Below are 20,690 nucleotides of genomic sequence, written 5' to 3' on the forward strand. Positions count from 1 at the left end.
CCCCTTATTACTGACCGAGGGTCAGTACCTTCTGCATCATGGTCTTGGCGGTGTTCATCATCTCGGCGTTGGTCTGGAACGACCGGCTCGCGGAAATCATGTCAGCCATTTCTTCCACCACGTTGACGTTCGGGTAGTAGACGTAGCCCTTGGCATCGGCCGCCGGATGGTTCGGCTCGTAGCGCGCTTCGAGGTTGCTCTGGTCTTCGACCACGCCGAGCACCTGCACGCCTTGACCGGCTGCATCCTGGTTCTGGAACAACGAATTGCTGCCGCCGCTCTGGCCGCCCTGGAACATGGTGGCGAATACCGGGTGACGGGCACGGTAGGTCTGGTCGATGCTCGACGAGACGGTCTCGGCGTTGGCGATGTTCGAAGCCACGGTGTTCAGACGGGTGGTCTGGGCGCTCATGCCGCTGCCGGCAATGTTGAAAACGCTGGACAGGGACATGGATTATTCTCCGCGCAGGGCTGACACCAGCCCTTTGAACTTGCTGTTGAGCAGGGTGAAGCTCGCCTGGAAGTCGACAGCGTTTTGCGCGTAGTTCGACTGTTCCAGCTGGGCGTCCACGGTGTTCTGGTCGATCGACGGCTGCATCGGCGTGCGATACATCAGCGACTCGTCGCCATTGCCCAGGCCTTCAGCTTCGATGTGACGGCTGTTGGTCATGTTCAGGGCGATGGTGCCGTTGGCGTTCTTCTGGCTCTGTGCTTCGAGCACTTTGGAGAACTCCAGATCCCGCGCCTTGTAGTTCGGGGTGTCGGCGTTGGCGATGTTGTTGGCCAGCACTTCGGCACGCTGGGCGCGGAAGCCCAGAGCCTTTTCGTGAATGCCGAGCGCTTTATCGAAGCTGATGCTCATGTCGGGAACCTTCAGGTGACCGGATTTTTCGTAACAGGGTCATAGCAAGCGTCGTGCCAGTTTGAGAAAGCCCCGGATTACGGGGCTTTGCCGAGAATCGGCAATGCGGCAATGCCAGAAAAGCGGCAACCGGTTTCCGCCAGATGCCGCTTTTCTGCCGCCGCCTGCCCCCGGCAAAACCTTCAGGCATAAAAAAACGGGAGCCCCTGAGGATTCCCGTTTCTTGTGTTGCCGATCTTGATCACTTCGCCTGGTAGATGATCCCCGGGCTGCACTGAACCATCTGGTAATGATCCGGCAGACCGTTCAGCGCTTCGGAAGCGCCAAGGAACAGATAACCGCCCGGTTTCAGCGTGCTGTGGATGCGCAACAGAATGTCTTTCTTCACCTCGGCGGAGAAGTAGATCAGCACGTTGCGGCAGAACACGATGTCGAACTTGCCCAGGCTTGCGTAGCTGTCCAGCAGGTTGAACGAGCGGAACTCCACCCGGTTCTTGATCGGCGCCTTGATCACCCAGCGTCCCGGCCCTTTCGGATCGAAGTAGCGCTGCAGACGATCGGCGGACAGACCGCGACCGATCGCCAGACTGTCGTACTCGCCGGTCTTGCAGTTGGTCAGCATGCTGCCGGACAGATCGGTGGCAACGATCTGCACGCCCATTTTCAACTGACCGATGTTGGCTCGTTCGAACTCGTCGATCGACATCGACAGCGAATAGGGTTCCTGACCCGACGAGCAGGCCGCCGACCAGATCCGCAGACGCTGGTTGGGAGCGGCCTTGATCGCCTCGGGCAGCACCTTGTTCTTCAAGACTTCAAACGGATAGGTGTCACGAAACCACAAGGTTTCGTTGGTCGTCATGGCATCGACCACCTGCTCGCGCAAACCGCTGCGCGGCTGGGTCTGGATGCGCTGTACCAGCTCACCCAGGGACTTGATGCCTTGCTGCTCCATCAGTTTGTTGAGACGGCTCGACACCAGGTACTGCTTGTTTTCACCGAGCAAAATGCCACAGGCTTTTTCCAGGAAGACCCGGAACTGTTCGAAATCCAAATTACCCGTAGACAAATGATGCCGCCTCTTAAATCGTGTTGAACGCCAGGGGCAAAAGGCCCTTAGCTGATATCTGCTGCTCTGATCCGGTCGACTACCCGGGATGCCAGGTCATCAGGACGGAACTTGGCCAGGAAGTCATCGGCACCGACTTTCTTGACCATCGCCTGATTGAACACTCCCGACAACGAAGTATGCAGGATGATATGAAGCTTTTGCATGCGAGGGTCGCTGCGAATCTCGGCCGTCAGGGTGTACCCGTCCATCTCCGGCATTTCAATGTCGGAGATCATCATCAGGAACTCTTCTTCCGGCTTCTTGCCCTCGTCGACCAGCTTGCGCAGGTAATCCAGCGCCTGCTTGCCGTCGTTCAACGCCACCACTTCGACGCCGACCGTCTGCAGGCAACGCGTCACCTGCTTGCGCGCCACCGACGAGTCATCGACCGTCAGCACCCGCAACGACAATGCCTTGCTCTGGGTCTCGACATCCACCACGCCGACCGAAATCGCTTCCGGCGTCGGCGCAACTTCCGCCAGCACCTTCTCGACGTCGATGATTTCGACTAACTGATTGTCGACCCGAGTCACAGCGGTCAGGTAATGATCACGTCCGGTGCCCTTGGGCGGCGGATGAATCTCTTCCCAGTTCATGTTCACGATGCGTTCCACCGAGCGCACCAGGAAACCCTGGGTCTTGGTGTTGTATTCCGTGATGATCACGAACGGACTGTTCTTGTCTTTCAAAGCTCCGGAGCCGGTCGCCATCGCCAGATCAAGGATCGGAATGGTCGCCCCCCGGATATTCGCCACCCCGCACACGACAGGACTGGACTTGGGCATCAGCGTCAGTTGCGGGCATTGCAGCACTTCCCGAACCTTGAACACGTTGATCCCATAGAGCTGCTGACCGTCGAGACGGAACAACAACAGCTCCAGGCGATTCTGCCCCACCAGTTGCGTGCGCTGGTTCACCGAATCCATTACACCAGCCATGCCCAGACTCCTACCCCAACGCCAAGTGTTGTTGCGACGCACATTCATTGCTAAACGGCACGGCGCTTGCTTTTTAACTCGTATGAACGCTCAAACGACATTTTTCCGACGCCTGACATCTCCCCTCCGCAGAGGGCTTTGCGCGATGTCCGCCGTATGCCTTTTTTTCGCTGGCAGCCCTGCCGATGCTGATGCGGTTACCTTGCCTGACATGCTTATCGGCGTCACTCAGGGCTTTCTTGAATTCACCGTAGAAGACTATCTGGCTACCAGTCAAACGGAAGGTCGTTATGAAATCGAGGTCAAGCAGCTTGATCCACGCATGCGCATGCCTATGTGCGACAAGGAATTGACAGCGACACTGGAGAGTCCGGCACGTCCTCTGGGCCGTGTCACGGTCAAAGTCCGCTGCGAAGGCGCCTCCCCCTGGACGGTGTTTGTGCCCGCTCAAGTCCGCCTGTTTCGCGAGATTGTCACCACCACGCGGCCACTCAAACGCGCCGGCATCATCGAACCTCAGGACGTGACCTTGCGCGAGCGCGACGTCAGTACGATCAATCAGGGTTTCCTGACGTCGGTGGATGAAGCCATCGGACAGAAATTGACCCGACCAACGGTAGCCGATCAAGTCATTACCCTGGTGCATCTGGAACAGGCGGAAGTGGTTCGCAAGGGCGATCAAGTGGTAATCACCGCCCGCAGCGGCACCTTGGCCGTCCGAATGCCGGGCGAAGCGCTGGCCAACGGCGGCCTGAAAGAACAGATTCGCGTGAAAAACCTCAACTCCCAACGGGTCATCAAGGCGCAGGTTGTTGCGCCCGGCCAGGTGGAAGTGGCCATGTGAGCGGCGATGCAAACGGTTGCATGAACGGATATTTGAAAAGCCCCTGAGTAACCAGGCAGAAAACTGGCGCTGACCAGAGCTGTTCCCTAAACTGTGCCGCAGCAGGATCTGCAACGGCGCATGCAAGCTCATTGCTAAATGAGCCTAAAGTTTTCCAGGGGATGGCCGAGAACATGGCAAGCGTCCAAATTCCCAGAGGTTTTTAACATGGTCATCGATTTCAGCCGTTTGAACAGCTCCTCGTCACTTACGGGCAGTACACGTACCAGCAACGCCAAGGAAACCGCCGAAACCGGCACCTCCGCGCCGCTGAATACCCCGGCCGAACAGGCCAGTACCGCAAAAAGCGGGGAATCGGTACACCTCAGCAATGAGGCTCAACAGTTGCAGAAGGTCACTGACAAGCTGCGCGATCAGCCTGCCGTCGATAAAGCCCGCGTGGCCGAGTTGAAAGCAGCGATTGCCGATGGCAGCTACAAGGTCGACAGCAACCGTGTAGCCAGCAAACTGCTTAATTTCGAAGCCCAGCGCTAGGCCTCGGTCAGCGCCAGGCTTTTGGACGCTTAAAACCCAAGGCCAGCCATGCACGACACTAATTTATTGCAACTGATCACCGACGACTTTGCTCCAGCTCAACAATTGCTGGAGTTACTGCAAACCGAGTCCCTCGCCTTGCACGGTCGCGACATGCCTCTGCTGGAAGAAATTCTGGCGCGCAAACAGGCATTGATCATTCTGCTCGAACAGCATGGCCGCAAGCGCAGCGAAATCCTCGCCAGTCTCAATCTGTCGCTCGACCGCGCCGGCCTGGAACAACTGGCCAGTCAGTCGAGCATCGGCGACCAGTTGCTCAGCCAGAGCGACGTCCTCACCGACCTGATTGCCCAGTGCCAGGCAGCCAACGCCAAGAACGGCCAGTCGATCATCATGCAGCAGGCCGCCACCGCCAATCAGCTGAAAATCCTCACCGGCGGCGAGCCTCCCGCGCTCTACGATGCCAGTGGCACCTTCTCCAAACTGCAGAAACCACGCGCGCTCAGCCAGGCGTGATGCTTTCTTCAATGCTTGCGCCCTATCAACGTGCGAAACATGCTGGCAAAATACTGGCCAGCCGTAGTCAAATTTTGTCTGGAGATTGATTTAACGTGTCCAACGTCCTCAGCGCGGATGATGCTCCGCAGCCCCCAAAGGTGCTCACCACACCTCTGGAAATCTCCAGCAACCTGCGCCAGCTGCAAGAGAGCCACGATCCGCTGATCATCACCTTCCACGAGCGCAGCCAGCGCTTCCAGAGTTACCTGATCAAGGTTGACCGGGAAACCGCCACGATTGCCCTGGACGAAATGATCCCGCGCGATGGCGAACGCTTCCTGCTCGCCGGCGAACCGTTCAAGGTCGAAGGTTTTCATGACGGCGTGCGCATTGCCTGGGAATGCGACGGCAAGCTGAACATCGAAGAATCCAGTGGCGACCGCTTCTACACCGGCGACCTGCCCACCGAAGTGGTTTATCACCAGCGCCGCAACGCCTTCCGCGCAGCCCTGAAGCTGACCGATCTGGTCAGCGTCGTGCTCGGTGGCGAAAAGCTCAAGTCACCGATCGACGGCAAGCTGCTGGATATCTCCGCCACTGGCTGCAAACTGCGTTTCGAAGGCGACATTACCGACCGCCTGCAACTGGGCCAGGTCTACGATCGGCTGATCGCCGCACCGCTGTTCGGCAACCAACCGGCCTCGGTCGAACTGCGTTACCTGCACTTCGAAGAAAAACTCAACATCACCTTCGCCGGCCTGCGCTTTCACAACATCAGCGGCCCGGCAGCACGCAACGTCGAGCGTTTCGTTTATCAGCTGCAACGCGAAGCGCGTCGGTTTGATAAAGACGACTTCTGATCGGAAGGCATGAAAAACGGGCAGTCATTGCGGTGACTGCCCTTTTTTTTTATGCCCGGATCAAGGCCTGGCGGGGCTGATGTCCGGCCCTTCGCCCTCGACTGTCGAGTCGGTTGGCGTGACAGGTTCCGGATCAGGTTCCGGCTCCGGTTCAGGAGCGACCGTATTCTGCATCTGCTCCTGCACCACCTGCTCGTCTACCCGTGGGTCAAGCGCAGCCACCAGCGGCGAACTGGACATGCTGTCCGGCATCGCCACGTGATGCAGCGGCGCATCGTCGACCTGATGCAGATTGGTCACGGCTTTCGGCCGGATCCGCCACACCAGCACCAGCGCGAAAAAGGTGAAGAACGCGTACAGGCTCTGCGGCCCGAACAGCTTCATCAGCACCCCGGCCGCCAGCGGCCCGACACTGGCACCCACGCCGTAGGTCACCAGCAACATCGCCGTCAGCGACACCCGGCGCTCGCCTTCGACATGGTCATTGGAGAACGCCACCGCCAACGGGTACAGGCAGAACTGCACCAGCGAGCAGAGGAAGCCGACCACGAACAGCACCTCCAGCGGCACCTGCGGCAGGATCGCCAGCGGTAATGCAGCGACTGCCAGAAACAGCGCAAAGCAGCGAATCAGCAAGGCCCGGTCATAACGATCCGACAACCAGCCCAACGGCCACTGCACCACCAGCCCGGCAAAAATGCAGCTACCCATGAACAGACCGACCTGTTCGGTCGACAGCCCCTGCTGCGAGGCATACAGCGGCGCCAGACCGTAAAACGAACCAATGATCAGCCCCGCCCCGAGCACGGTGCTCAGCGACTGCGGCACACGCTTGATAAAGAAGCGCGGCTCCATCGGCGCCGGATGCAACGGCGCCGGGTGAATCCGCCGGGTCAGCGCCACCGGCACCAGACACAGGGCGAAGCACAGCGCGACCAGCATCAGCAGTTCCAGGCCAAGGCCCGGGTGCATGACCAGAATCAGCTGACCGAGCACCAACCCCAGATACGACGCGATCATGTAGCCGCTGAACACCAGACCGCGCTGATTGGCGTCAGCCTGCTCGTTCAGCCAGCTCTCGATGACCATGTATTGGCACATCATGCCGAGGCCAACGATGGTCCGCAGCACCAGCCAGGCCGGCAGCCAGTCCACCAGACCATGACCGAGCACCGCCGCGCCGACGATCCCGGCACACGCCGAGTAGGCACGGATATGCCCGACCCGGGCAATCAGGCGGTGACCGATCTTGCCGCCCAGCACCAGACCGAAATAGTTGGCCGCCATCAGCGCACCGACCCACAACCCGTCGACATGGTCGGCCGCCAGACGCAACGCCAGATAAGTAGAAAGAAGGCCCGAGCCGATCAACATCATCAGCGAGGCGAAATACAGCGCTCGAAAGGATTTCCAGATTTGGCGCATCGGCGTTCCGAGCGGCTCCTTGCGGTAAGTATCGGGCTATCAAACGATAGCCCGACGGCGACATTTCGTCAGGCCTGGGCAGCTAGAACACGGCGTTCCCAGGGAGTGATTTCATCAAAGAAACTGGTCAACTCCATGGTCTTCGAAGCGACGTAGCCTTCGATGAACTCCGTGCCGAACAGTTCCTTGGCCAGCTGACTGCGCTTGAGACGTTCGAGCGCCGCGTGCAAGGTACACGGCAGCGAAAGATGGTCCGGGACATCGAACTCGCCCTGAATCGCTTCGCTTGGCTCAAGCTCATGCTCGATGCCGTACAAACCGGCGGCCAGGCTCGCGGCAATCGCCAGATACGGATTGGCATCAGCGCCCGGCAAGCGATTCTCGACCCGGCGCGCGACCGGCGAACTGGCCGGAATACGCAGACCGGCGGCGCGGTTGTCGTGGGACCAGCAGGCGTTATTCGGCGATGCAAACGGATGGCACAGACGCTGGTAAGAATTGACGTTCGGCGCAAACAGCGCGGTGAAATCAGCCATACCCGCCTGCTGCCCGCCGATGAAGTGGCGAAACATTGCGGTCGGCTGACCGTCCGCGTCGCTGAACACATTCTTGCCGCTGCCGATTTCGACGATGCTCTGGTGAATGTGCATCGAACTGCCCGGCGTGTGCGCCAATGGTTTGGCCATGCACACCACGGTCAGACCGTGCTTGAGCGCGACTTCCTTGAGCAGGTGCTTGAACAGGAAGGTCTGGTCGGCCAGCAGCAGCGGATCGCCGTGCAGCAGGTTGATCTCGAACTGGCTGACGCCCATTTCGTGCATGAAGGTATCGCGCGGCAGACCGAGGGCCGCCATGCATTTATAGACTTCACTGAAGAACGGTCGCAGGCCGTTGTTGGAGCTGACACTGAACGCCGAGTGGCCGTCCTCGCGACGACCGTCGCGGCCAACTGGCGGCTGGAACGGTTGGGTCGGGTCGGTGTTCGGTGCGAACACAAAGAATTCGAGTTCGGTCGCCACCACCGGCGCCAGACCAAGGGATGCGTAGCGGGCAATGACTTTCTTGAGCTGGCCACGGGTCGACAGGTTGGAGCTCTCGCCGGTCAGCTCGTCGGCATCACAGATGGCAAAGGCCCGTGGTTCGTCACTCCATGGCAACGGATGGATCTGCGCCGGATCAGCCACCAGCGCCAGGTCACCGTCATCGCTGCCATAGAATTTGGCGGCGGGATAACCACCCATGATGCATTGCAGCAGCACCCCCCGGGCCAACTGCAAACGCCGCCCTTCGAGGAAGCCCTCGGCGGTCATTACCTTGCCACGTGGCACGCCGTTCAAATCCGGCGTGACACATTCAATCTCATCAATGCCCGTCAATCGCTGCGCGAGTGAACGCTGGCCATCGGTTGTCATGACGCAATCCTTGTTATTGTGCGAGCCGCGAACGGCGACCCGGACAAAATAGGCTTCGGCTGTTCGGAATATCAAGCAGCAGCCAACAAAAAGAATTCCGGTCGATGAATCCGTGATTCAGGGCAGGTAAATACTGAACACGCCACCGCCCAACGGGCCGCCATTACGGATCTCGGTCCGGCCACCCACACCGTTGCGCTGATGCAGCGCAGCGATGCGCCCGGCGAAGTACAGACCAAGGCCAGTGCTGCCACTGCTGTGGTTGATGCCCTGCACGTAATCGGACTGGCGCTCGAGCATTTCGGCCGGATAACCGTCGCCGTCGTCATTGATGCTCAGCACCAGTTGCCCGGCCTCGTCGCTGACGGTGATCAGCAGCGATTCACGGGCGTAGTGGATCGCGTTGTTGATGCAGTTGCCCAGCACTGAGGCGATCAGTTCGCGGTCGAAAAAACCCAGGGGACTGAGCGGATCGACTTCGTAAGTGGCGATGATTCCACGGCTGGCGAACACTTCCTGATGCGCCGCCAGTTGCGCCTCGATGAAATCGTCCAGCTCGTGATACGCCGGCTGCAACGGCATCTGGTTGACCCCGAGCTTGTACAGTCCGAGCAACTGCACCAGCATGCCGTTGAGGTGAGCGAACTCGAAGTCGATCACGCCCTGCTCCGCCCCTTGGCGCTGCGCCTCGGGCAGACGCGCCAGCCATTGGCTATGGGCCTGCATCAGCATCGCCAGAGAGTTCTTCATGTCGTGCACGGTGGAGGCAATCACCGTGGAAAAATCCAGTGCCTGCTCGTCTTGGTTCATTCGCCAAACGCCTTGCTTTTCAGCTTCTGATAACGCGGATAACGCGCGTCGGTATCGGGCATCATGCCCACCAGTTTCAGGCAGGCCCGACATTCTTCCAGCTCCGCCGACGGCACACTGGTGTCGGTGCCGTGCAGCAGCGACTGGGCCATGTTCAGCGCAATACTGATGTTCTTCGGTTGCATCTTCAGCGCCTTGCGGAACACCTCGCGGGCCTCCACCAGGTTGCCGGTCTTGTACACGCGCACGCCCTGACGGTTGAGGTCGGCGGCCGCATTACTTGAGCTGAGAATAGTCGGGTCATCGGTGAGCTTGGCGATGTCTTTCATCACCGCCGGGTCATCGCCGTAGATCTCCGCGCAACTCTTGAGCATCGACGTGCCCGCCTCGGCCTGACCGAGCATCTGCAGTTGCTTGGCCACCAGCAACGCAGCCTCGGGACTCATGAACTGCTCCATGCCGTCGAGGCGCATCAGCGCTTGTTCGGTGAGTTTTTCAGCGGTCTCGGCATCGTTGAGCAACAGGCTGGTGGCCTTCATCAGGCGCGCGCGAATTTGCAGGCCCGGATCGGTCGGGTTTTCCTTGGCCACTGCGCTGAGAGTGGTGTTGATCTCCAGACGCGTACGGGTATCGAGCCCGCGCTCGCTGCCCTTGCTGATCAGCGCGTGCGCCAGGCCCAGATTGCTTTCCGGATCCTTGAACCGCGATTGCGCGCCCTGATTCACCGCCTGGCGATAAGCCCGGGAGGCGGTGTCGAAATCTTCGTTGGCCATCGCCAGCTTGCCCAGCAACGCCTGACGACGCACCGCCAGCGGCGACAGACGAATCGCCTCCTCCAGCACTTGCTGCGCGCCTTTGGTATCGCCCTCGGCGACCAGCACGTCGGCCATCCCGTCATACAGCGCTGGCATCATCGGAAAGACCTTCAGGGCTTTTTCGTAAACGCCCTTGGCCTGACTGACCTGCCCGCGCTTGAACAGCAACTTGCCCAACCCGGCAAAGGCCCACGGCAACGGCCGGTCGGCGATGATGCTGTCGTAAAGGCGCTCGAGCGCTTCGTTCTGGTTCATGTCGCGCAACGCATCAGCGCGATAGCGCAGGCACAGCGGCGAATAACGGATGTCCTGCTTGCACAGGGCGATACAGGCGTTGAGCACCTCGACCGGTTTGCCACGGTCGAGGGCTTGCAGAATCGGCTTGAGCAACGTCTTGCGCTGCTCCAGACGCTCCAGGCGCTGAGCCAGGCCAGAGCGGTTGAACGGCTTGGTCAGATACGCGTCGGGCTCGTGCTCCAGAGCACTGAGCACCATCGCCTGACTGGTTTCGGCCGTCACCATCACGAACACCGCTTCGTGGCTGATCAGCTTCTCCATCATCAGGTCTTCCAGCACCTGCTGACCGTTCTTCTTGCCGTCGCCGAGGTGGAAGTCCTGGAGGATGAAATCGTAGGACTTCTGCGCACACATTTTCAGCGCCTGCTCACCGGTGTCGGCGGTGTCCACATCCTTGACGCCCAACTCGCGCAACATCGAACGCACGGAACTGCGGAAATCCGAGAAATCATCGACGATCAGAAAACTCTTTTGGTGATACGACAGCATCGAGGATTTCCAGGCAATTGAAGAAGATGGTCCATTTCCAGGCGCGCAGATGATAGCTGCCGGCCAAATGCTATCAAGCGATTTCGCGCGACTCTGAAGTCACCGAACGGGTTATCGGCCGGATCAGCGGTTCTCTTGAAGCGAGGGTTCAAGATTCGTTGTACAGGGGTCGGCACATCGATTGGCAAAACTGAGGAAGGCGCCGAGACGTTCCATGACTTTTCCAAGCAGCAAAAAGCCCCGCCAGATTACTCTGCTCGGGGCTTTTCAATAGATGGTGTCCCAGGGCAGGTTCGAACTGCCAACCTTCCCCTTAGGAGGGGGATGCTCTATCCAATTGAGCTACTGGGACACAGGACTGTCGGTGCGACAGACGGCGTGCATGTTAACGGCCAGGCCCGGATTTGTCATGTCGTCCACAGGGCTTTTTAAGTGTAGGCAGGCGCCCTGCACGGGTGCCGGACGTTTTACCGTGCAATTTGCATCAGCGCAGAAAGCCATCATTGCAGATTGCAATGCAGCCCTTCCGAAAAACCATTCTAAATGCTTGTTTTTAAAGGACTTAACAGCAGTTAGACTATTGGCACGACGGCTGCTTTACCGGTTCTTATACAAGAACAGTCGGAGACTCGTCTCATGAACAGCGCCCTCGTGTTCGCAAACGCAATCGCACTGGCCGTCCTGGTGGGCTTTCACTTCGTCCCCGAGGACAACGAGAAAGTGGCCGGGCGCATGCCGCATTACCTGCAAGTGCAGAAGGCGCCGCAATGGGCGGTGTTGAGCGATCAGAGCTTCGCCCCGCAAGCGGTCAGCGAGTCTGAACAGGCGTTGCCGACGCATTCGACTGAACGTCTGGTTTTTTGAATATCTTCAGGAGTACAGCATGTCCAAGTCAGCTGCGGGGTTTCTGATCCTCGCCTTATTGAGTGGCCTCGGGCATTTTTCGCTCTTCGAGGAAACCGAAATATCCCTGCCCCTGATCGGTTGCGGCGTGTTTTCGGCACTGTTCGTACTGGCGCTGGTGGCCGGGCGCAAGATCAAGTTTGATCCGGTATTACGCTAAACCTGACCAGCTCCAGCAAATGATTGACCGCGTCGGCCAGGTCGCCCGAGTTATCGATCTGGTGCACAGGGCTGTCGGTTGAACGCCTCTGCTTGAACAACGTGTTGCGGGCCAGCCGCGCATCAATCTGCTCACGCGTCTCCCGGCCACGCCGGAGCAGGCGCTCACGCAGGACATCATCTCGAACCGTCAGCAACACCGGCACCAGCGTCGGATAGCTTTGCTGCGCTTGCCGAAGGTTCGCCCGAGAGCCGTTCACCAGGACGTGTTTACCGGCTTTCAACCATTGATCCATTTCCACTGGAATCCCGTAGGCGAGACCGTTGGCCTCCCACGCCAGCGAAAAATCGCCGGCGCGCTGACGTTGCTCGAACTCCTGCGGCGTCACGCCGATCGCATCCTCGCCAACGGATTCGGCCGAACGGGTGATCACTCGTCGCATGATTTCGCAGTTCAACGCCCGCAAGGGTTCACGCGCAGCCTCGATCAGACTGTCCTTGCCGGAACCGGAAGGCCCCATGAGGTAAATCAGCCTGCCATCCATCCTGAAAACGCCCTCCGGCGGGCACTTGCCCCTAGTAAATCGGCCATTTGCCACTATCCTGTAAAAGGTAAGGAACAACGATTCAACCCGCATAGCATGCACGTTCTGCCTCCTTCGGGCATCAGTCGACATGCTTCAGGACGCGGTCAGCGATACGGGCCGAAGCTTTCTTTTCAAACCAGTCCGCATTTCTGATAATTGGTGCTGGCATTACGCCTTTACCCGGATCAATATTTGTCACAGAATTGACGCCAATGATCTGGCAATTTTGAGGCATGATGCGCGCCTCTTAACAATTCAGGTTGAACCATTTGGCGCGGATGCTTGTCCTACCACACATCCTGCGGCCAATCCCGAGAACCGCTCCCCTGAACTAACCGGTTAAATATATGCGCCCATTGAAACAGGCAATTTATTCCAGCCGTACGGCTGACAAGTTCGTCGTACGTCTGCCAGACGGAATGCGTGAACGCATTGCCGAGGTGGCTCGCAATCATCATCGCAGCATGAACTCCGAGATCATTGCGCGCCTTGAGCAGAGTCTTATTCAGGAAGGCGCACTGGGCGAAGAGCTGAGCATGCGCCTGGACAGCCCGGAGCTGTCGCTGCACGAACGCGAGTTGCTGCAACGCTTCCGCCAACTCTCCCATCGCCAGCAGAACGCGCTGGTTTCTCTGATCGCCCACGACGCCGAAATGGCCGCAGACGCATCCTGAGTCAAACCGGACATCTCAAGCCAGCATGAATGCTGGCTTTTTTTTGCCCGTAATTTGAGCTTTTCAGGGACGAAAAAAAGCCCGCCAATCGGCAGGCTGTTTCAATGCAGTCGGTCAGAGCAGGAAGATCGTCGCCAATCCCAGGAAGATGAAGAAACCACCACTGTCGGTCATGGCCGTAATCATCACGCTGGCGCCCATCGCCGGATCGCGGCCCATCTTCGCCAGCGTCATCGGGATCAACACCCCCATCAGCGCCGCCAGCAAAAGGTTCAACGTCATGGCAGCCGTCATCACCACACCCAATGACCAACTGCCGTACAGCATGTAGGCGACCACACCGATCACCCCACCCCAGACCAGGCCGTTGATCAACGCGACGGCCAGCTCTTTGCGCATCAGGCGTGAGGTGTTGCCGGTGCTGACCTGATCAAGCGCCATGGCACGAACAATCATGGTGATTGTCTGGTTGCCGGAGTTACCACCAATACCCGCTACGATCGGCATCAGCGCCGCCAGGGCCACCAGCTTTTCGATCGAACCTTCGAACAGGCCGATCACACGCGATGCGACGAACGCCGTGATCAGGTTGATCGCCAGCCACGCCCAACGGTTGCGCAAAGACTTCCAGACGGAGGCGAAGATGTCTTCCTCTTCACGCAGACCCGCCATGTTGAGGACTTCGCTTTCGCTCTCCTCACGAATCAGGTCGACCATTTCGTCGATGGTCAGACGGCCGATCAGCTTGCCGTTCTTATCGACCACCGGGGCCGAGATCAGGTCATAACGTTCGAACGCCTGAGCGGCGTCGTAGGCGTCTTCGTCCGGGTGAAAACTCACCGGGTCACTCGCCATGACTTCGGAAACCTGTTTCTCCGGGTCATTGACCAGCAAACGCTTGATCGGCAGCACGCCCTTGAGCACGCCGTCGTAGTCGACCACAAAGAGCTTGTCGGTATGGCCCGGCAGCTCTTTCAGTCGACGCAGGTAACGCAGCACCACTTCGAGACTGACATCCTCACGGATGGTCACCATCTCGAAGTCCATCAGCGCACCGACCTGCTCCTCGTCGTAGGAGAGAGCCGAACGCACGCGCTCGCGCTGTTGCTGGTCCAGAGTCTCCATCAGTTCATGGACGACGTCTCGCGGCAGCTCGGAGGCCAGGTCAGCAAGTTCGTCGGCATCCATGTCCTTGGCCGCAGCCAGGAGCTCGTGATCGTCCATGTCGGCGATCAGCGTTTCACGGACAGAATCGGATACTTCGAGAAGAATGTCGCCGTCGCGGTCGGCCTTGACCAATTGCCAGAGCGTCAGACGATCGTCGAGCGGCAGGGCTTCAAGAATGTAGGCGACGTCGGCGGAGTGCAGATCATCGAGCTTGCGTTGCAGCTCGACGAGGTTTTGCCGGTGGACCAGGTTCTCGACCCGGTCATGATGCGGGCCTTCCTGGCGATGAGTCAGGTCTTCGACGACCCGCTGGCGCTGCAGCAGCTCGACGACCTGAGCCAGGCGATCCTGCAGGCTTTCCTGTGTTTTCTTTACTTCGATTTCGGACATAGGCGAACTCCACTCCCAGCAGCGGGGCACGCCGGAAGGATCAATCAGTCAATTCATGATTGGTGAAACGGGCTACTGAATAACTACTGGGTAAGTCCATGGAGGTTTTCCATAAGCCCCGGCGGGGCTGACGGGCGCAATGATACACCGCATGACGGTTTTAAACGTTAAAAAATCGTGTCTGAAACAAGCGCTTGCGAGACAAAGCTGAGCGCTGTCCTGATCCTTCAGACTGCGACGACTCATTCTGAAAAGAAAACACACCGGCAGTGAAAAAACTGCCGGCTACGCTTGAAGAGGATCGTCACGGAGGACGCCGAATGCCATCGAAAACATCCCGACTCATGCTGACCACCCTGCTCTGCCTGCCCGCCATCGGGAGCGCAACCACACTTCATCGCTGCGAAGCTTCTGATGGTAGCGTCACATTCACGACGCTGAGCTGTGCGAACGATGAACACCTTTCATTGCAGGAAGTACGACCCTACTCGCCTGGTTCGACCGTGGCACTGATACCCGAAGCCCGTCACGAAGAAATATCGGGCATGAATATCAGAAAACGAGAAATGGCCGTCGTCGGGCGCACTCACGACAAATGTGGAGATCTGATCGACGCACGACAGAAACGCGAGGCGATCATCAATCAACGAATCATCGCCGGCATGAGCCAGCAGGACGTTGAGAGCGCTCTGGGCAAACCCGACAAGGTAAATATCCGCAATTCGGCAACAAGCTATCGTTACGACCTCAAGCGAGGGCGCAGTGCTCAAATCGATTTTGATGAAAAAGGATGCGTGACGGGAAAAGCCAAATCCCGGACAGCAAAAAGCCCGCGTTAAACGCGGGCTTTTCGATATATGGTGCACTCGACAGGATTCGAACCTGTGACCGCTCGGTTCGTAGCCGAGTACTCTATCCAGCTGAGCTACGAGTGCAATTTGTGTTTTTAGACCAGACCACAACTGGCTGTAACCAAGTCATCTGCATTGCTGCAACCGACTCTTAAATGGTGCACTCGACAGGATTCGAACCTGTGACCGCTCGGTTCGTAGCCGAGTACTCTATCCAGCTGAGCTACGAGTGCAATTTGTGTTTTTAGACCAGATCACAACTGGTTGAAGCCGAGTCATTTACATCGCTGCAACTAACTCTTAAATGGTGCACTCGACAGGATTCGAACCTGTGACCGCTCGGTTCGTAGCCGAGTACTCTATCCAGCTGAGCTACGAGTGCATTTGTTGCGCCGCATTATAGCCCGTCTAATCTCTATTCCAACCACTTTTTCTATAAATTTCAATAACTTACAGAAGAAGCCAGATTACAACGTACTAAGCAAATAATGGCGGAGAACGGGGGATTCGAACCCCCGACACCCTTTTGAGGTGTACTCCCTTAGCAGGGGAGCGCCTTCGGCCACTCGGCCAGCTCTCCGCAACACGGGGCGTATATTAACCACCTTCTTCCCCGTTTGCAAACATAAAAATCGATAAAAATTAATGGCTTGGTTCTTCGTCCTTCTCTTTCTTTATACGCAGATAGATTTCTTCACGGTGCACGGCCACCTCTTTCGGGGCATTGACGCCGATACGCACTTGATTTCCTTTAACGCCGAGCACGGTCACGGTGATTTCGCCATCACCGATAATCAGGCTTTCTGCGCACCGACGAGTCAGAATCAGCATACCTTTCTCCTCACGCGAATCATTTCAGGGACAACAGTCTGCAAAAAAAAGGCACCCGACCTACAACCGGAGCGATCGTAGCCCTACATGCCTGAGTATTGACCAGCGCGAGCAAAAGAACAGTTAAGGGCTCACGCCATTCAAAAAATAAAGGGCGCGGTCAGACCGCGCCCTTCAGACAACGCATCACTCGCCCTGACGGGCCGGAGCGTCGAGTTCGAAAGCCGTGTGCAGGGCGCGCACGGCCAGTTCCAGGTACTTCTCTTCGATCACCACGGAAACCTTGATTTCCGAGGTCGAGATCATCTGGATGTTGATGCTTTCCTTTGCCAGGGATTCGAACATGCGGCTGGCCACGCCTGCGTGGGAGCGCATGCCGACACCGACGATCGAGACCTTGGCAATCTTGGTGTCGCCAACCACTTCACGGGCACCGATCTCGCGAGCGGTGTTTTCCAGCACGGTCTGCGCGGACTGGTAGTCGTTGCGGTGTACGGTGAAGGTGAAGTCGGTGGTGTTATCGTGCGCGACGTTCTGCACGATCATGTCGACTTCGATGTTCGCGGCACTGATCGGGCCGAGAATCTTGAACGCCACGCCCGGGGTGTCTGGCACGCCACGGATGGTCAGCTTGGCTTCATCGCGGTTGAAAGCGATGCCGGAAATGATCGGCTGTTCCATGGTTTCCTCTTCATCAATAGTAATGAGGGTGCCCGGACCCTCCTTGAAGCTGTGCAGTACGCGCAGCGGAACGTTGTACTTGCCGGCGAACTCCACCGCGCGGATCTGCAACACCTTGGAACCGAGGCTGGCCATTTCCAGCATCTCTTCGAAGGTGATCTTGTCCAGACGCTGAGCAACGGACACCACGCGCGGGTCAGTGGTGTAGACACCATCGACGTCGGTGTAAATCTGGCACTCGTCAGCCTTCAGCGCAGCGGCCAGCGCCACGCCGGTGGTGTCGGAACCGCCACGACCCAGGGTCGTGATGTTGCCGTGTTCGTCGACGCCCTGGAAACCGGCGACCACAACCACGCGACCGGCCTTCAGGTCGCCGCGAATCTTCTGATCATCAATCTGCAAGATACGCGCTTTATTGTGCGCGCTGTCCGTCAGGATCCGCACCTGGTTGCCGGTGTAGGACACCGCCGGCACACCGCGCTTGATCAGCGCCATGGCCAACAGGGCGATCGTCACCTGCTCACCGGTGGAAACGATCACGTCCAGTTCACGGGGAACCGGTTGATCTTCGCCACTGATTTGCTTGGCCAGATCGATCAGACGGTTGGTTTCGCCGCTCATTGCAGACAGCACAACCACCAGGTCATCGCCGGCATCGCGGAATTTCTTAACCTTGTCGGCGACCTGCTCGATTCTCTCGACAGTGCCGACCGAGGTGCCTCCAAATTTCTGTACGATCAAAGCCATTTCAAAGCCGCCTCTGCCCATGAAGGGCGCCCAATAATCACTCAAACAGCCGCCCGGCCCGCCACTAGACTGCGGGCCCGACGGGCCGTCTTATAAACCCTGCTCGACGAATGGAACGGTCAGCGCCAGAGCGCCATCCAGTGCGCCGGCGTCGACACCGCCGCCCTGCGCCATGTCCGGACGACCACCGCCCTTACCGCCCACTGCCGCAGCAGCCTGTTTCATCAAATCACCGGCTTTGAGTTGGCCAGTCAGGTCCTTGGTTACGCCTGCAACCAGTACGACCTTTTCCTCATGGACACTGCCGAGCAGGATCACTGCGCGGCCGAGTTTGTTTTTCAGCTGATCGACCAGCGCCAGCAGCGCCTTGCCGTCCTGACCATCCAGGCGCACGGCCAGCACTTTCACGCCCTTGACGTCCACGGCCGAGGCCGACAGATCGTCGCCTGCGGCGGCGGCGGCCTTGGCCTGCAACTGCTCGAGCTGCTTTTCAAGCGCGCGGTTGCGCTCCAGCACAGCCGACAGCTTGTCGATCAGGTTGTCGCGGCTGCCCTTGACCAGGCTCGCCGCTTCCTTGAGTTGTTCTTCAGCAGCGTTCAAGTAAGCCAGCGCCGCAGCGCCGGTAACGGCTTCGATACGACGCACGCCCGATGCCACACCGCCTTCGCTGATGATTTTCAGCAGACCGATGTCGCCGGTACGGTTGGCGTGGATACCGCCGCACAGCTCGACGGAGAAATCACCGCCCATGCTCAGCACGCGCACGTTGTCGCCGTACTTCTCGCCGAACAGCGCCATCGCGCCTTTCTGCTTGGCGGTTTCGATGTCGGTTTCTTCGGTTTCAACGGCGGAGTTCTTGCGGATCTCGGCGTTGACGATGTCTTCCAGCGCCTTGATCTGCTCCGGCTTGATCGCTTCAAAGTGGCTGAAGTCGAAGCGCAGGCGCTGACTGTCGACCAACGAACCTTTCTGTTGAACGTGATCGCCCAGCACTTTGCGCAACGCAGCGTGCAGCAAGTGAGTGGCCGAGTGGTTCAGCGAAGTGGCGTGACGCACGTCGGCTTCGACGTGGGCTTCCACCGGTGTGCCAACGATCAGGCTGCCCGACGCCAGCACGCCGTGGTGCAGGAACGCGCCGCCGGTCTTGGTGGTGTCGCGCACGTCGAAACGGCTGTTGCCGGCCTGCAGATAACCGCAATCGCCAACCTGGCCGCCGGATTCGGCGTAGAAAGGCGTCTGGTTCAGAACCACAACGCCTTCCTGCCCTTCGCTCAAGACGTCTACGGACTGACCGTCTTTATAAAGGGCAACGACTTTCGCCGAACCGCTGGTGGCGTGATAACCGGTGAACTCAGTGTCCACGGCAACCTTGACCAGGCTGTTGTAATCCAGGCCGAACGAGCTGGCGGAGCGGGCACGGACGCGCTGGGCTTCCATTTCACGCTCGAAACCGGCTTCGTCGATGGTCAGGCTGCGCTCGCGGGCGATGTCCGCGGTCAGGTCCATCGGGAAACCGTAGGTGTCGTAGAGTTTGAACACCACGTCGCCCGGAACCACGTCACCTTTGAGCTCGGCCAGATCCTGCTCAAGGATCTTCAGGCCCTGCTCCAGGGTCTTGGCGAATTGCTCTTCTTCGGCTTTCAGTACGCGCTCGATATGCGCCTGTTGGGATTTCAGCTCAGGGAAGGCATCGCCCATCTCGGCCACGAGTGCGGCAACGATCTGGTAGAAGAAGCTGCCCTTGGCGCCCAGCTTGTTGCCGTGACGGCAAGCGCGACGAATGATCCGGCGCAGCACGTAGCCGCGACCTTCGTTGGACGGCAGCACGCCGTCGGCAATCAGGAAGCCGCAGGAACGGATGTGGTCAGCCACGACTTTCAGCGACGCCTGATTGTCGTTGCTGCAACCGATGGCCTTGGCCGAAGCGGCCAGCAGGCTCTGGAACAGGTCGATTTCATAGTTCGAGTGAACGTGCTGCAGCACGGCACTGATCCGCTCAAGGCCCATGCCGGTGTCCACCGACGGGGCTGGCAGCGGGTGCAGCACGCCATCGGCGGTGCGGTTGAACTGCATGAACACGTTGTTCCAGATTTCGATGTAGCGGTCGCCGTCTTCTTCCGGCGAGCCCGGCGGGCCGCCCCAGATGTCGGCGCCGTGATCGTAGAAAATCTCGGTGCAAGGACCGCACGGGCCGGTATCGCCCATGGTCCAGAAGTTGTCGGAGGCGTATGGCGCGCCTTTGTTGTCGCCGATGCGCACCATGCGCTCGGCCGGCACACCGACTTCCTTGGTCCAGATGTCGTAGGCCTCGTCATCGCTGGCGTAGACGGTGACCCACAGCTTTTCCTTCGGCAGGTTCAGCCACTTCTCGGAGGTCAGGAAGTTCCAGGCGTAGGTGATGGCATCACGCTTGAAGTAGTCGCCGAAGCTGAAGTTACCCAGCATTTCGAAGAAGGTGTGGTGACGGGCGGTGTAACCGACGTTTTCCAGGTCGTTGTGCTTGCCGCCGGCGCGCACGCATTTCTGGCTGGAGACGGCGCGGGTGTACGCGCGCTTTTCCTGGCCCAGGAAGCAGTCCTTGAACTGGTTCATCCCCGCGTTGGTGAACAGCAGGGTTGGGTCGTTGCCCGGAATCAAAGAGCTGGAGGCTACACGGGTGTGGCCTTGCTCTTCGAAGAAGCGAAGGAAGGCTTCACGGATTTCTGCGCTTTTCATTAGGTTCTTCCACGGAGGCTGCGGCCAAAGGCCTGTACGAAACGTCAACAGACGAAACGACGGCAAAGGGCCGCATTATATCGGCCCTGC

21 protein-coding genes and 5 tRNA genes are annotated in these 20,690 nt (G+C 58.7%); 8 read left to right on the forward strand and 18 right to left on the reverse strand.

The window, feature by feature from the left end:
• Window positions 1–7 precede the first annotated feature (7 nt).
• From flgC to CAF79_RS05995, 4 genes are all read right to left on the reverse strand, one after another.
• Entirely contained in the window at window positions 8–451 is a 444-nt protein-coding gene (gene flgC, locus CAF79_RS05980) for a flagellar basal body rod protein FlgC (RefSeq protein ID WP_054593596.1), read from the reverse strand.
• Between the two features lie 3 nt (window positions 452–454).
• Window positions 455–862 carry a flagellar basal body rod protein FlgB gene (gene flgB, locus CAF79_RS05985; RefSeq protein WP_085697064.1) on the reverse strand — a complete coding sequence of 136 codons (408 nt, stop codon included), beginning with the start codon at window positions 860–862 and terminating at the stop codon, window positions 455–457.
• A gap of 241 nt (window positions 863–1,103) precedes the next feature.
• Window positions 1,104–1,931: a protein-glutamate O-methyltransferase CheR gene (gene cheR, locus CAF79_RS05990; protein WP_085697065.1), complete on the reverse strand. Its 828-nt coding sequence runs from the start codon at window positions 1,929–1,931 to the stop codon at window positions 1,104–1,106.
• A 47-nt stretch (window positions 1,932–1,978) separates the two neighbouring features.
• Window positions 1,979–2,911, reverse strand: coding sequence for a chemotaxis protein CheV (locus CAF79_RS05995; protein WP_085697066.1), 933 nt, complete (start codon window positions 2,909–2,911; stop codon window positions 1,979–1,981).
• Window positions 2,912–2,993: 82 nt separating this feature from the next.
• Here CAF79_RS05995 and flgA point away from each other — a divergent pair, with 82 nt between their 5' ends.
• The 4 genes from flgA (at window position 2,994) to CAF79_RS06015 (ending at window position 5,647) form a co-directional block, all read left to right on the forward strand.
• Window positions 2,994–3,755 (forward strand): flagellar basal body P-ring formation chaperone FlgA, encoded by a 762-nt coding sequence (gene flgA / locus CAF79_RS06000; RefSeq protein WP_085697067.1) that lies wholly within the window; start codon window positions 2,994–2,996, stop codon window positions 3,753–3,755.
• Between the two features lie 207 nt (window positions 3,756–3,962).
• Complete coding sequence (gene flgM, locus CAF79_RS06005) at window positions 3,963–4,289, forward strand: flagellar biosynthesis anti-sigma factor FlgM (protein WP_007960324.1); 327 nt, start codon at window positions 3,963–3,965, stop codon at window positions 4,287–4,289.
• 48 nt (window positions 4,290–4,337) lie between these two features.
• Window positions 4,338–4,805 (forward strand): flagella synthesis protein FlgN, encoded by a 468-nt coding sequence (locus CAF79_RS06010; RefSeq protein WP_085683591.1) that lies wholly within the window; start codon window positions 4,338–4,340, stop codon window positions 4,803–4,805.
• 95 nt (window positions 4,806–4,900) lie between these two features.
• A complete protein-coding gene (locus CAF79_RS06015) occupies window positions 4,901–5,647 on the forward strand; it encodes a flagellar brake protein (RefSeq protein WP_085697068.1) in 747 nt (248 codons plus the stop codon).
• Between the two features lie 60 nt (window positions 5,648–5,707).
• Here the strand turns inward: CAF79_RS06015 and CAF79_RS06020 are convergent, their stop codons facing one another.
• The 5 genes from CAF79_RS06020 to CAF79_RS06040 all read right to left on the reverse strand — a co-directional run bounded on the left by CAF79_RS06020 (window position 5,708) and on the right by CAF79_RS06040 (window position 11,247).
• Window positions 5,708–7,072 carry an MFS transporter gene (locus CAF79_RS06020; protein ID WP_085697069.1) on the reverse strand — a complete coding sequence of 455 codons (1,365 nt, stop codon included), beginning with the start codon at window positions 7,070–7,072 and terminating at the stop codon, window positions 5,708–5,710.
• Window positions 7,073–7,140: 68 nt separating this feature from the next.
• Window positions 7,141–8,382 (reverse strand): glutamine synthetase family protein, encoded by a 1,242-nt coding sequence (locus CAF79_RS06025; protein WP_170929701.1) that lies wholly within the window; start codon window positions 8,380–8,382, stop codon window positions 7,141–7,143.
• Between the two features lie 219 nt (window positions 8,383–8,601).
• The gene (locus CAF79_RS06030) at window positions 8,602–9,294 is read right to left on the reverse strand and encodes a sensor histidine kinase KdpD (protein ID WP_085697071.1); all 693 of its coding nucleotides are present in this window, start codon (window positions 9,292–9,294) and stop codon (window positions 8,602–8,604) included.
• Entirely contained in the window at window positions 9,291–10,895 is a 1,605-nt protein-coding gene (locus CAF79_RS06035; protein WP_085697072.1) for a tetratricopeptide repeat-containing response regulator, read from the reverse strand. The genes CAF79_RS06030 and CAF79_RS06035 overlap by 4 nt, the downstream gene beginning before the upstream one ends.
• A 275-nt stretch (window positions 10,896–11,170) precedes the next feature.
• Window positions 11,171–11,247 (reverse strand) — tRNA-Arg (locus CAF79_RS06040).
• A gap of 284 nt (window positions 11,248–11,531) precedes the next feature.
• Here CAF79_RS06040 and CAF79_RS06045 point away from each other — a divergent pair.
• Window positions 11,532–11,759: a hypothetical protein gene (locus tag CAF79_RS06045; protein ID WP_085697073.1), complete on the forward strand. Its 228-nt coding sequence runs from the start codon at window positions 11,532–11,534 to the stop codon at window positions 11,757–11,759.
• A gap of 19 nt (window positions 11,760–11,778) precedes the next feature.
• Complete coding sequence (locus tag CAF79_RS06050; protein ID WP_007960291.1) at window positions 11,779–11,958, forward strand: PA3371 family protein; 180 nt, start codon at window positions 11,779–11,781, stop codon at window positions 11,956–11,958.
• On the opposite strand, the gene phnN is transcribed toward CAF79_RS06050, so the two are convergent.
• Window positions 11,933–12,502, reverse strand: coding sequence for a phosphonate metabolism protein/1,5-bisphosphokinase (PRPP-forming) PhnN (gene phnN / locus CAF79_RS06055; RefSeq protein WP_085697074.1), 570 nt, complete (start codon window positions 12,500–12,502; stop codon window positions 11,933–11,935). The genes CAF79_RS06050 and phnN overlap by 26 nt on opposite strands.
• Window positions 12,503–12,891: 389 nt before the next feature.
• On the opposite strand from phnN, the gene CAF79_RS06060 reads away from it, so the two are divergent.
• The gene (locus tag CAF79_RS06060) at window positions 12,892–13,218 is read left to right on the forward strand and encodes an Arc family DNA-binding protein (RefSeq protein WP_003178899.1); all 327 of its coding nucleotides are present in this window, start codon (window positions 12,892–12,894) and stop codon (window positions 13,216–13,218) included.
• Between the two features lie 114 nt (window positions 13,219–13,332).
• On the opposite strand, the gene mgtE is transcribed toward CAF79_RS06060, so the two are convergent.
• Complete coding sequence (gene mgtE / locus CAF79_RS06065; RefSeq protein WP_011335525.1) at window positions 13,333–14,775, reverse strand: magnesium transporter; 1,443 nt, start codon at window positions 14,773–14,775, stop codon at window positions 13,333–13,335.
• Between the two features lie 320 nt (window positions 14,776–15,095).
• Here mgtE and CAF79_RS06070 point away from each other — a divergent pair, with 320 nt between their 5' ends.
• Window positions 15,096–15,614 (forward strand): cell envelope protein SmpA, encoded by a 519-nt coding sequence (locus CAF79_RS06070; RefSeq protein ID WP_085697075.1) that lies wholly within the window; start codon window positions 15,096–15,098, stop codon window positions 15,612–15,614.
• Between the two features lie 19 nt (window positions 15,615–15,633).
• Here the strand turns inward: CAF79_RS06070 and CAF79_RS06075 are convergent.
• From CAF79_RS06075 to alaS, 7 genes are all read right to left on the reverse strand, one after another.
• Window positions 15,634–15,710 (reverse strand) — tRNA-Arg (locus CAF79_RS06075).
• Window positions 15,711–15,782: 72 nt separating this feature from the next.
• Window positions 15,783–15,859, reverse strand: a tRNA-Arg gene (locus tag CAF79_RS06080).
• 72 nt (window positions 15,860–15,931) lie between these two features.
• Window positions 15,932–16,008: transfer RNA gene (locus tag CAF79_RS06085), tRNA-Arg, on the reverse strand.
• Between the two features lie 107 nt (window positions 16,009–16,115).
• Window positions 16,116–16,206: transfer RNA gene (locus CAF79_RS06090), tRNA-Ser, on the reverse strand.
• A 62-nt stretch (window positions 16,207–16,268) separates the two neighbouring features.
• Window positions 16,269–16,457: a carbon storage regulator CsrA gene (gene csrA, locus CAF79_RS06095; RefSeq protein WP_002554426.1), complete on the reverse strand. Its 189-nt coding sequence runs from the start codon at window positions 16,455–16,457 to the stop codon at window positions 16,269–16,271.
• Window positions 16,458–16,643: 186 nt separating this feature from the next.
• Window positions 16,644–17,885, reverse strand: a complete 1,242-nt coding sequence (locus CAF79_RS06100; RefSeq protein WP_007951048.1) for an aspartate kinase — start codon at window positions 17,883–17,885, stop codon at window positions 16,644–16,646.
• 90 nt (window positions 17,886–17,975) lie between these two features.
• Window positions 17,976–20,600 (reverse strand): alanine--tRNA ligase, encoded by a 2,625-nt coding sequence (alaS, locus tag CAF79_RS06105; RefSeq protein WP_085697076.1) that lies wholly within the window; start codon window positions 20,598–20,600, stop codon window positions 17,976–17,978.
• Window positions 20,601–20,690 lie beyond the last annotated feature (90 nt).

The sequence above is a fragment of the Pseudomonas sp. B26(2017) genome (genome assembly GCF_002113045.1).
GTDB lineage: Bacteria > Pseudomonadota > Gammaproteobacteria > Pseudomonadales > Pseudomonadaceae > Aquipseudomonas.

What these genes read in the sequence shown, in the direction of transcription:
- mgtE (WP_011335525.1), bottom strand. Translation starts at nt 14,775, where the DNA reads ATGTCCGAAATCGAAGTAAAGAAAACACAGGAAAGCCTGCAGGATCGC.
- CAF79_RS06035 (WP_085697072.1), bottom strand. Translation starts at nt 10,895, where the DNA reads ATGCTGTCGTATCACCAAAAGAGTTTTCTGATCGTCGATGATTTCTCG.
- CAF79_RS05995 (WP_085697066.1), bottom strand. Translation starts at nt 2,911, where the DNA reads ATGGCTGGTGTAATGGATTCGGTGAACCAGCGCACGCAACTGGTGGGG.
- flgM (WP_007960324.1), top strand. Translation starts at nt 3,963, where the DNA reads ATGGTCATCGATTTCAGCCGTTTGAACAGCTCCTCGTCACTTACGGGC.
- flgA (WP_085697067.1), top strand. Translation starts at nt 2,994, where the DNA reads ATGAACGCTCAAACGACATTTTTCCGACGCCTGACATCTCCCCTCCGC.
- CAF79_RS06045 (WP_085697073.1), top strand. Translation starts at nt 11,532, where the DNA reads ATGAACAGCGCCCTCGTGTTCGCAAACGCAATCGCACTGGCCGTCCTG.
- CAF79_RS06020 (WP_085697069.1), bottom strand. Translation starts at nt 7,072, where the DNA reads ATGCGCCAAATCTGGAAATCCTTTCGAGCGCTGTATTTCGCCTCGCTG.
- flgB (WP_085697064.1), bottom strand. Translation starts at nt 862, where the DNA reads ATGAGCATCAGCTTCGATAAAGCGCTCGGCATTCACGAAAAGGCTCTG.
- CAF79_RS06025 (WP_170929701.1), bottom strand. Translation starts at nt 8,382, where the DNA reads ATGACCGCCGAGGGCTTCCTCGAAGGGCGGCGTTTGCAGTTGGCCCGG.
- flgC (WP_054593596.1), bottom strand. Translation starts at nt 451, where the DNA reads ATGTCCCTGTCCAGCGTTTTCAACATTGCCGGCAGCGGCATGAGCGCC.
- CAF79_RS06010 (WP_085683591.1), top strand. Translation starts at nt 4,338, where the DNA reads ATGCACGACACTAATTTATTGCAACTGATCACCGACGACTTTGCTCCA.
- phnN (WP_085697074.1), bottom strand. Translation starts at nt 12,502, where the DNA reads ATGGATGGCAGGCTGATTTACCTCATGGGGCCTTCCGGTTCCGGCAAG.
- CAF79_RS06100 (WP_007951048.1), bottom strand. Translation starts at nt 17,885, where the DNA reads ATGGCTTTGATCGTACAGAAATTTGGAGGCACCTCGGTCGGCACTGTC.
- CAF79_RS06070 (WP_085697075.1), top strand. Translation starts at nt 15,096, where the DNA reads ATGCCATCGAAAACATCCCGACTCATGCTGACCACCCTGCTCTGCCTG.
- CAF79_RS06060 (WP_003178899.1), top strand. Translation starts at nt 12,892, where the DNA reads ATGCGCCCATTGAAACAGGCAATTTATTCCAGCCGTACGGCTGACAAG.
- csrA (WP_002554426.1), bottom strand. Translation starts at nt 16,457, where the DNA reads ATGCTGATTCTGACTCGTCGGTGCGCAGAAAGCCTGATTATCGGTGAT.
- alaS (WP_085697076.1), bottom strand. Translation starts at nt 20,600, where the DNA reads ATGAAAAGCGCAGAAATCCGTGAAGCCTTCCTTCGCTTCTTCGAAGAG.
- CAF79_RS06050 (WP_007960291.1), top strand. Translation starts at nt 11,779, where the DNA reads ATGTCCAAGTCAGCTGCGGGGTTTCTGATCCTCGCCTTATTGAGTGGC.
- CAF79_RS06030 (WP_085697071.1), bottom strand. Translation starts at nt 9,294, where the DNA reads ATGAACCAAGACGAGCAGGCACTGGATTTTTCCACGGTGATTGCCTCC.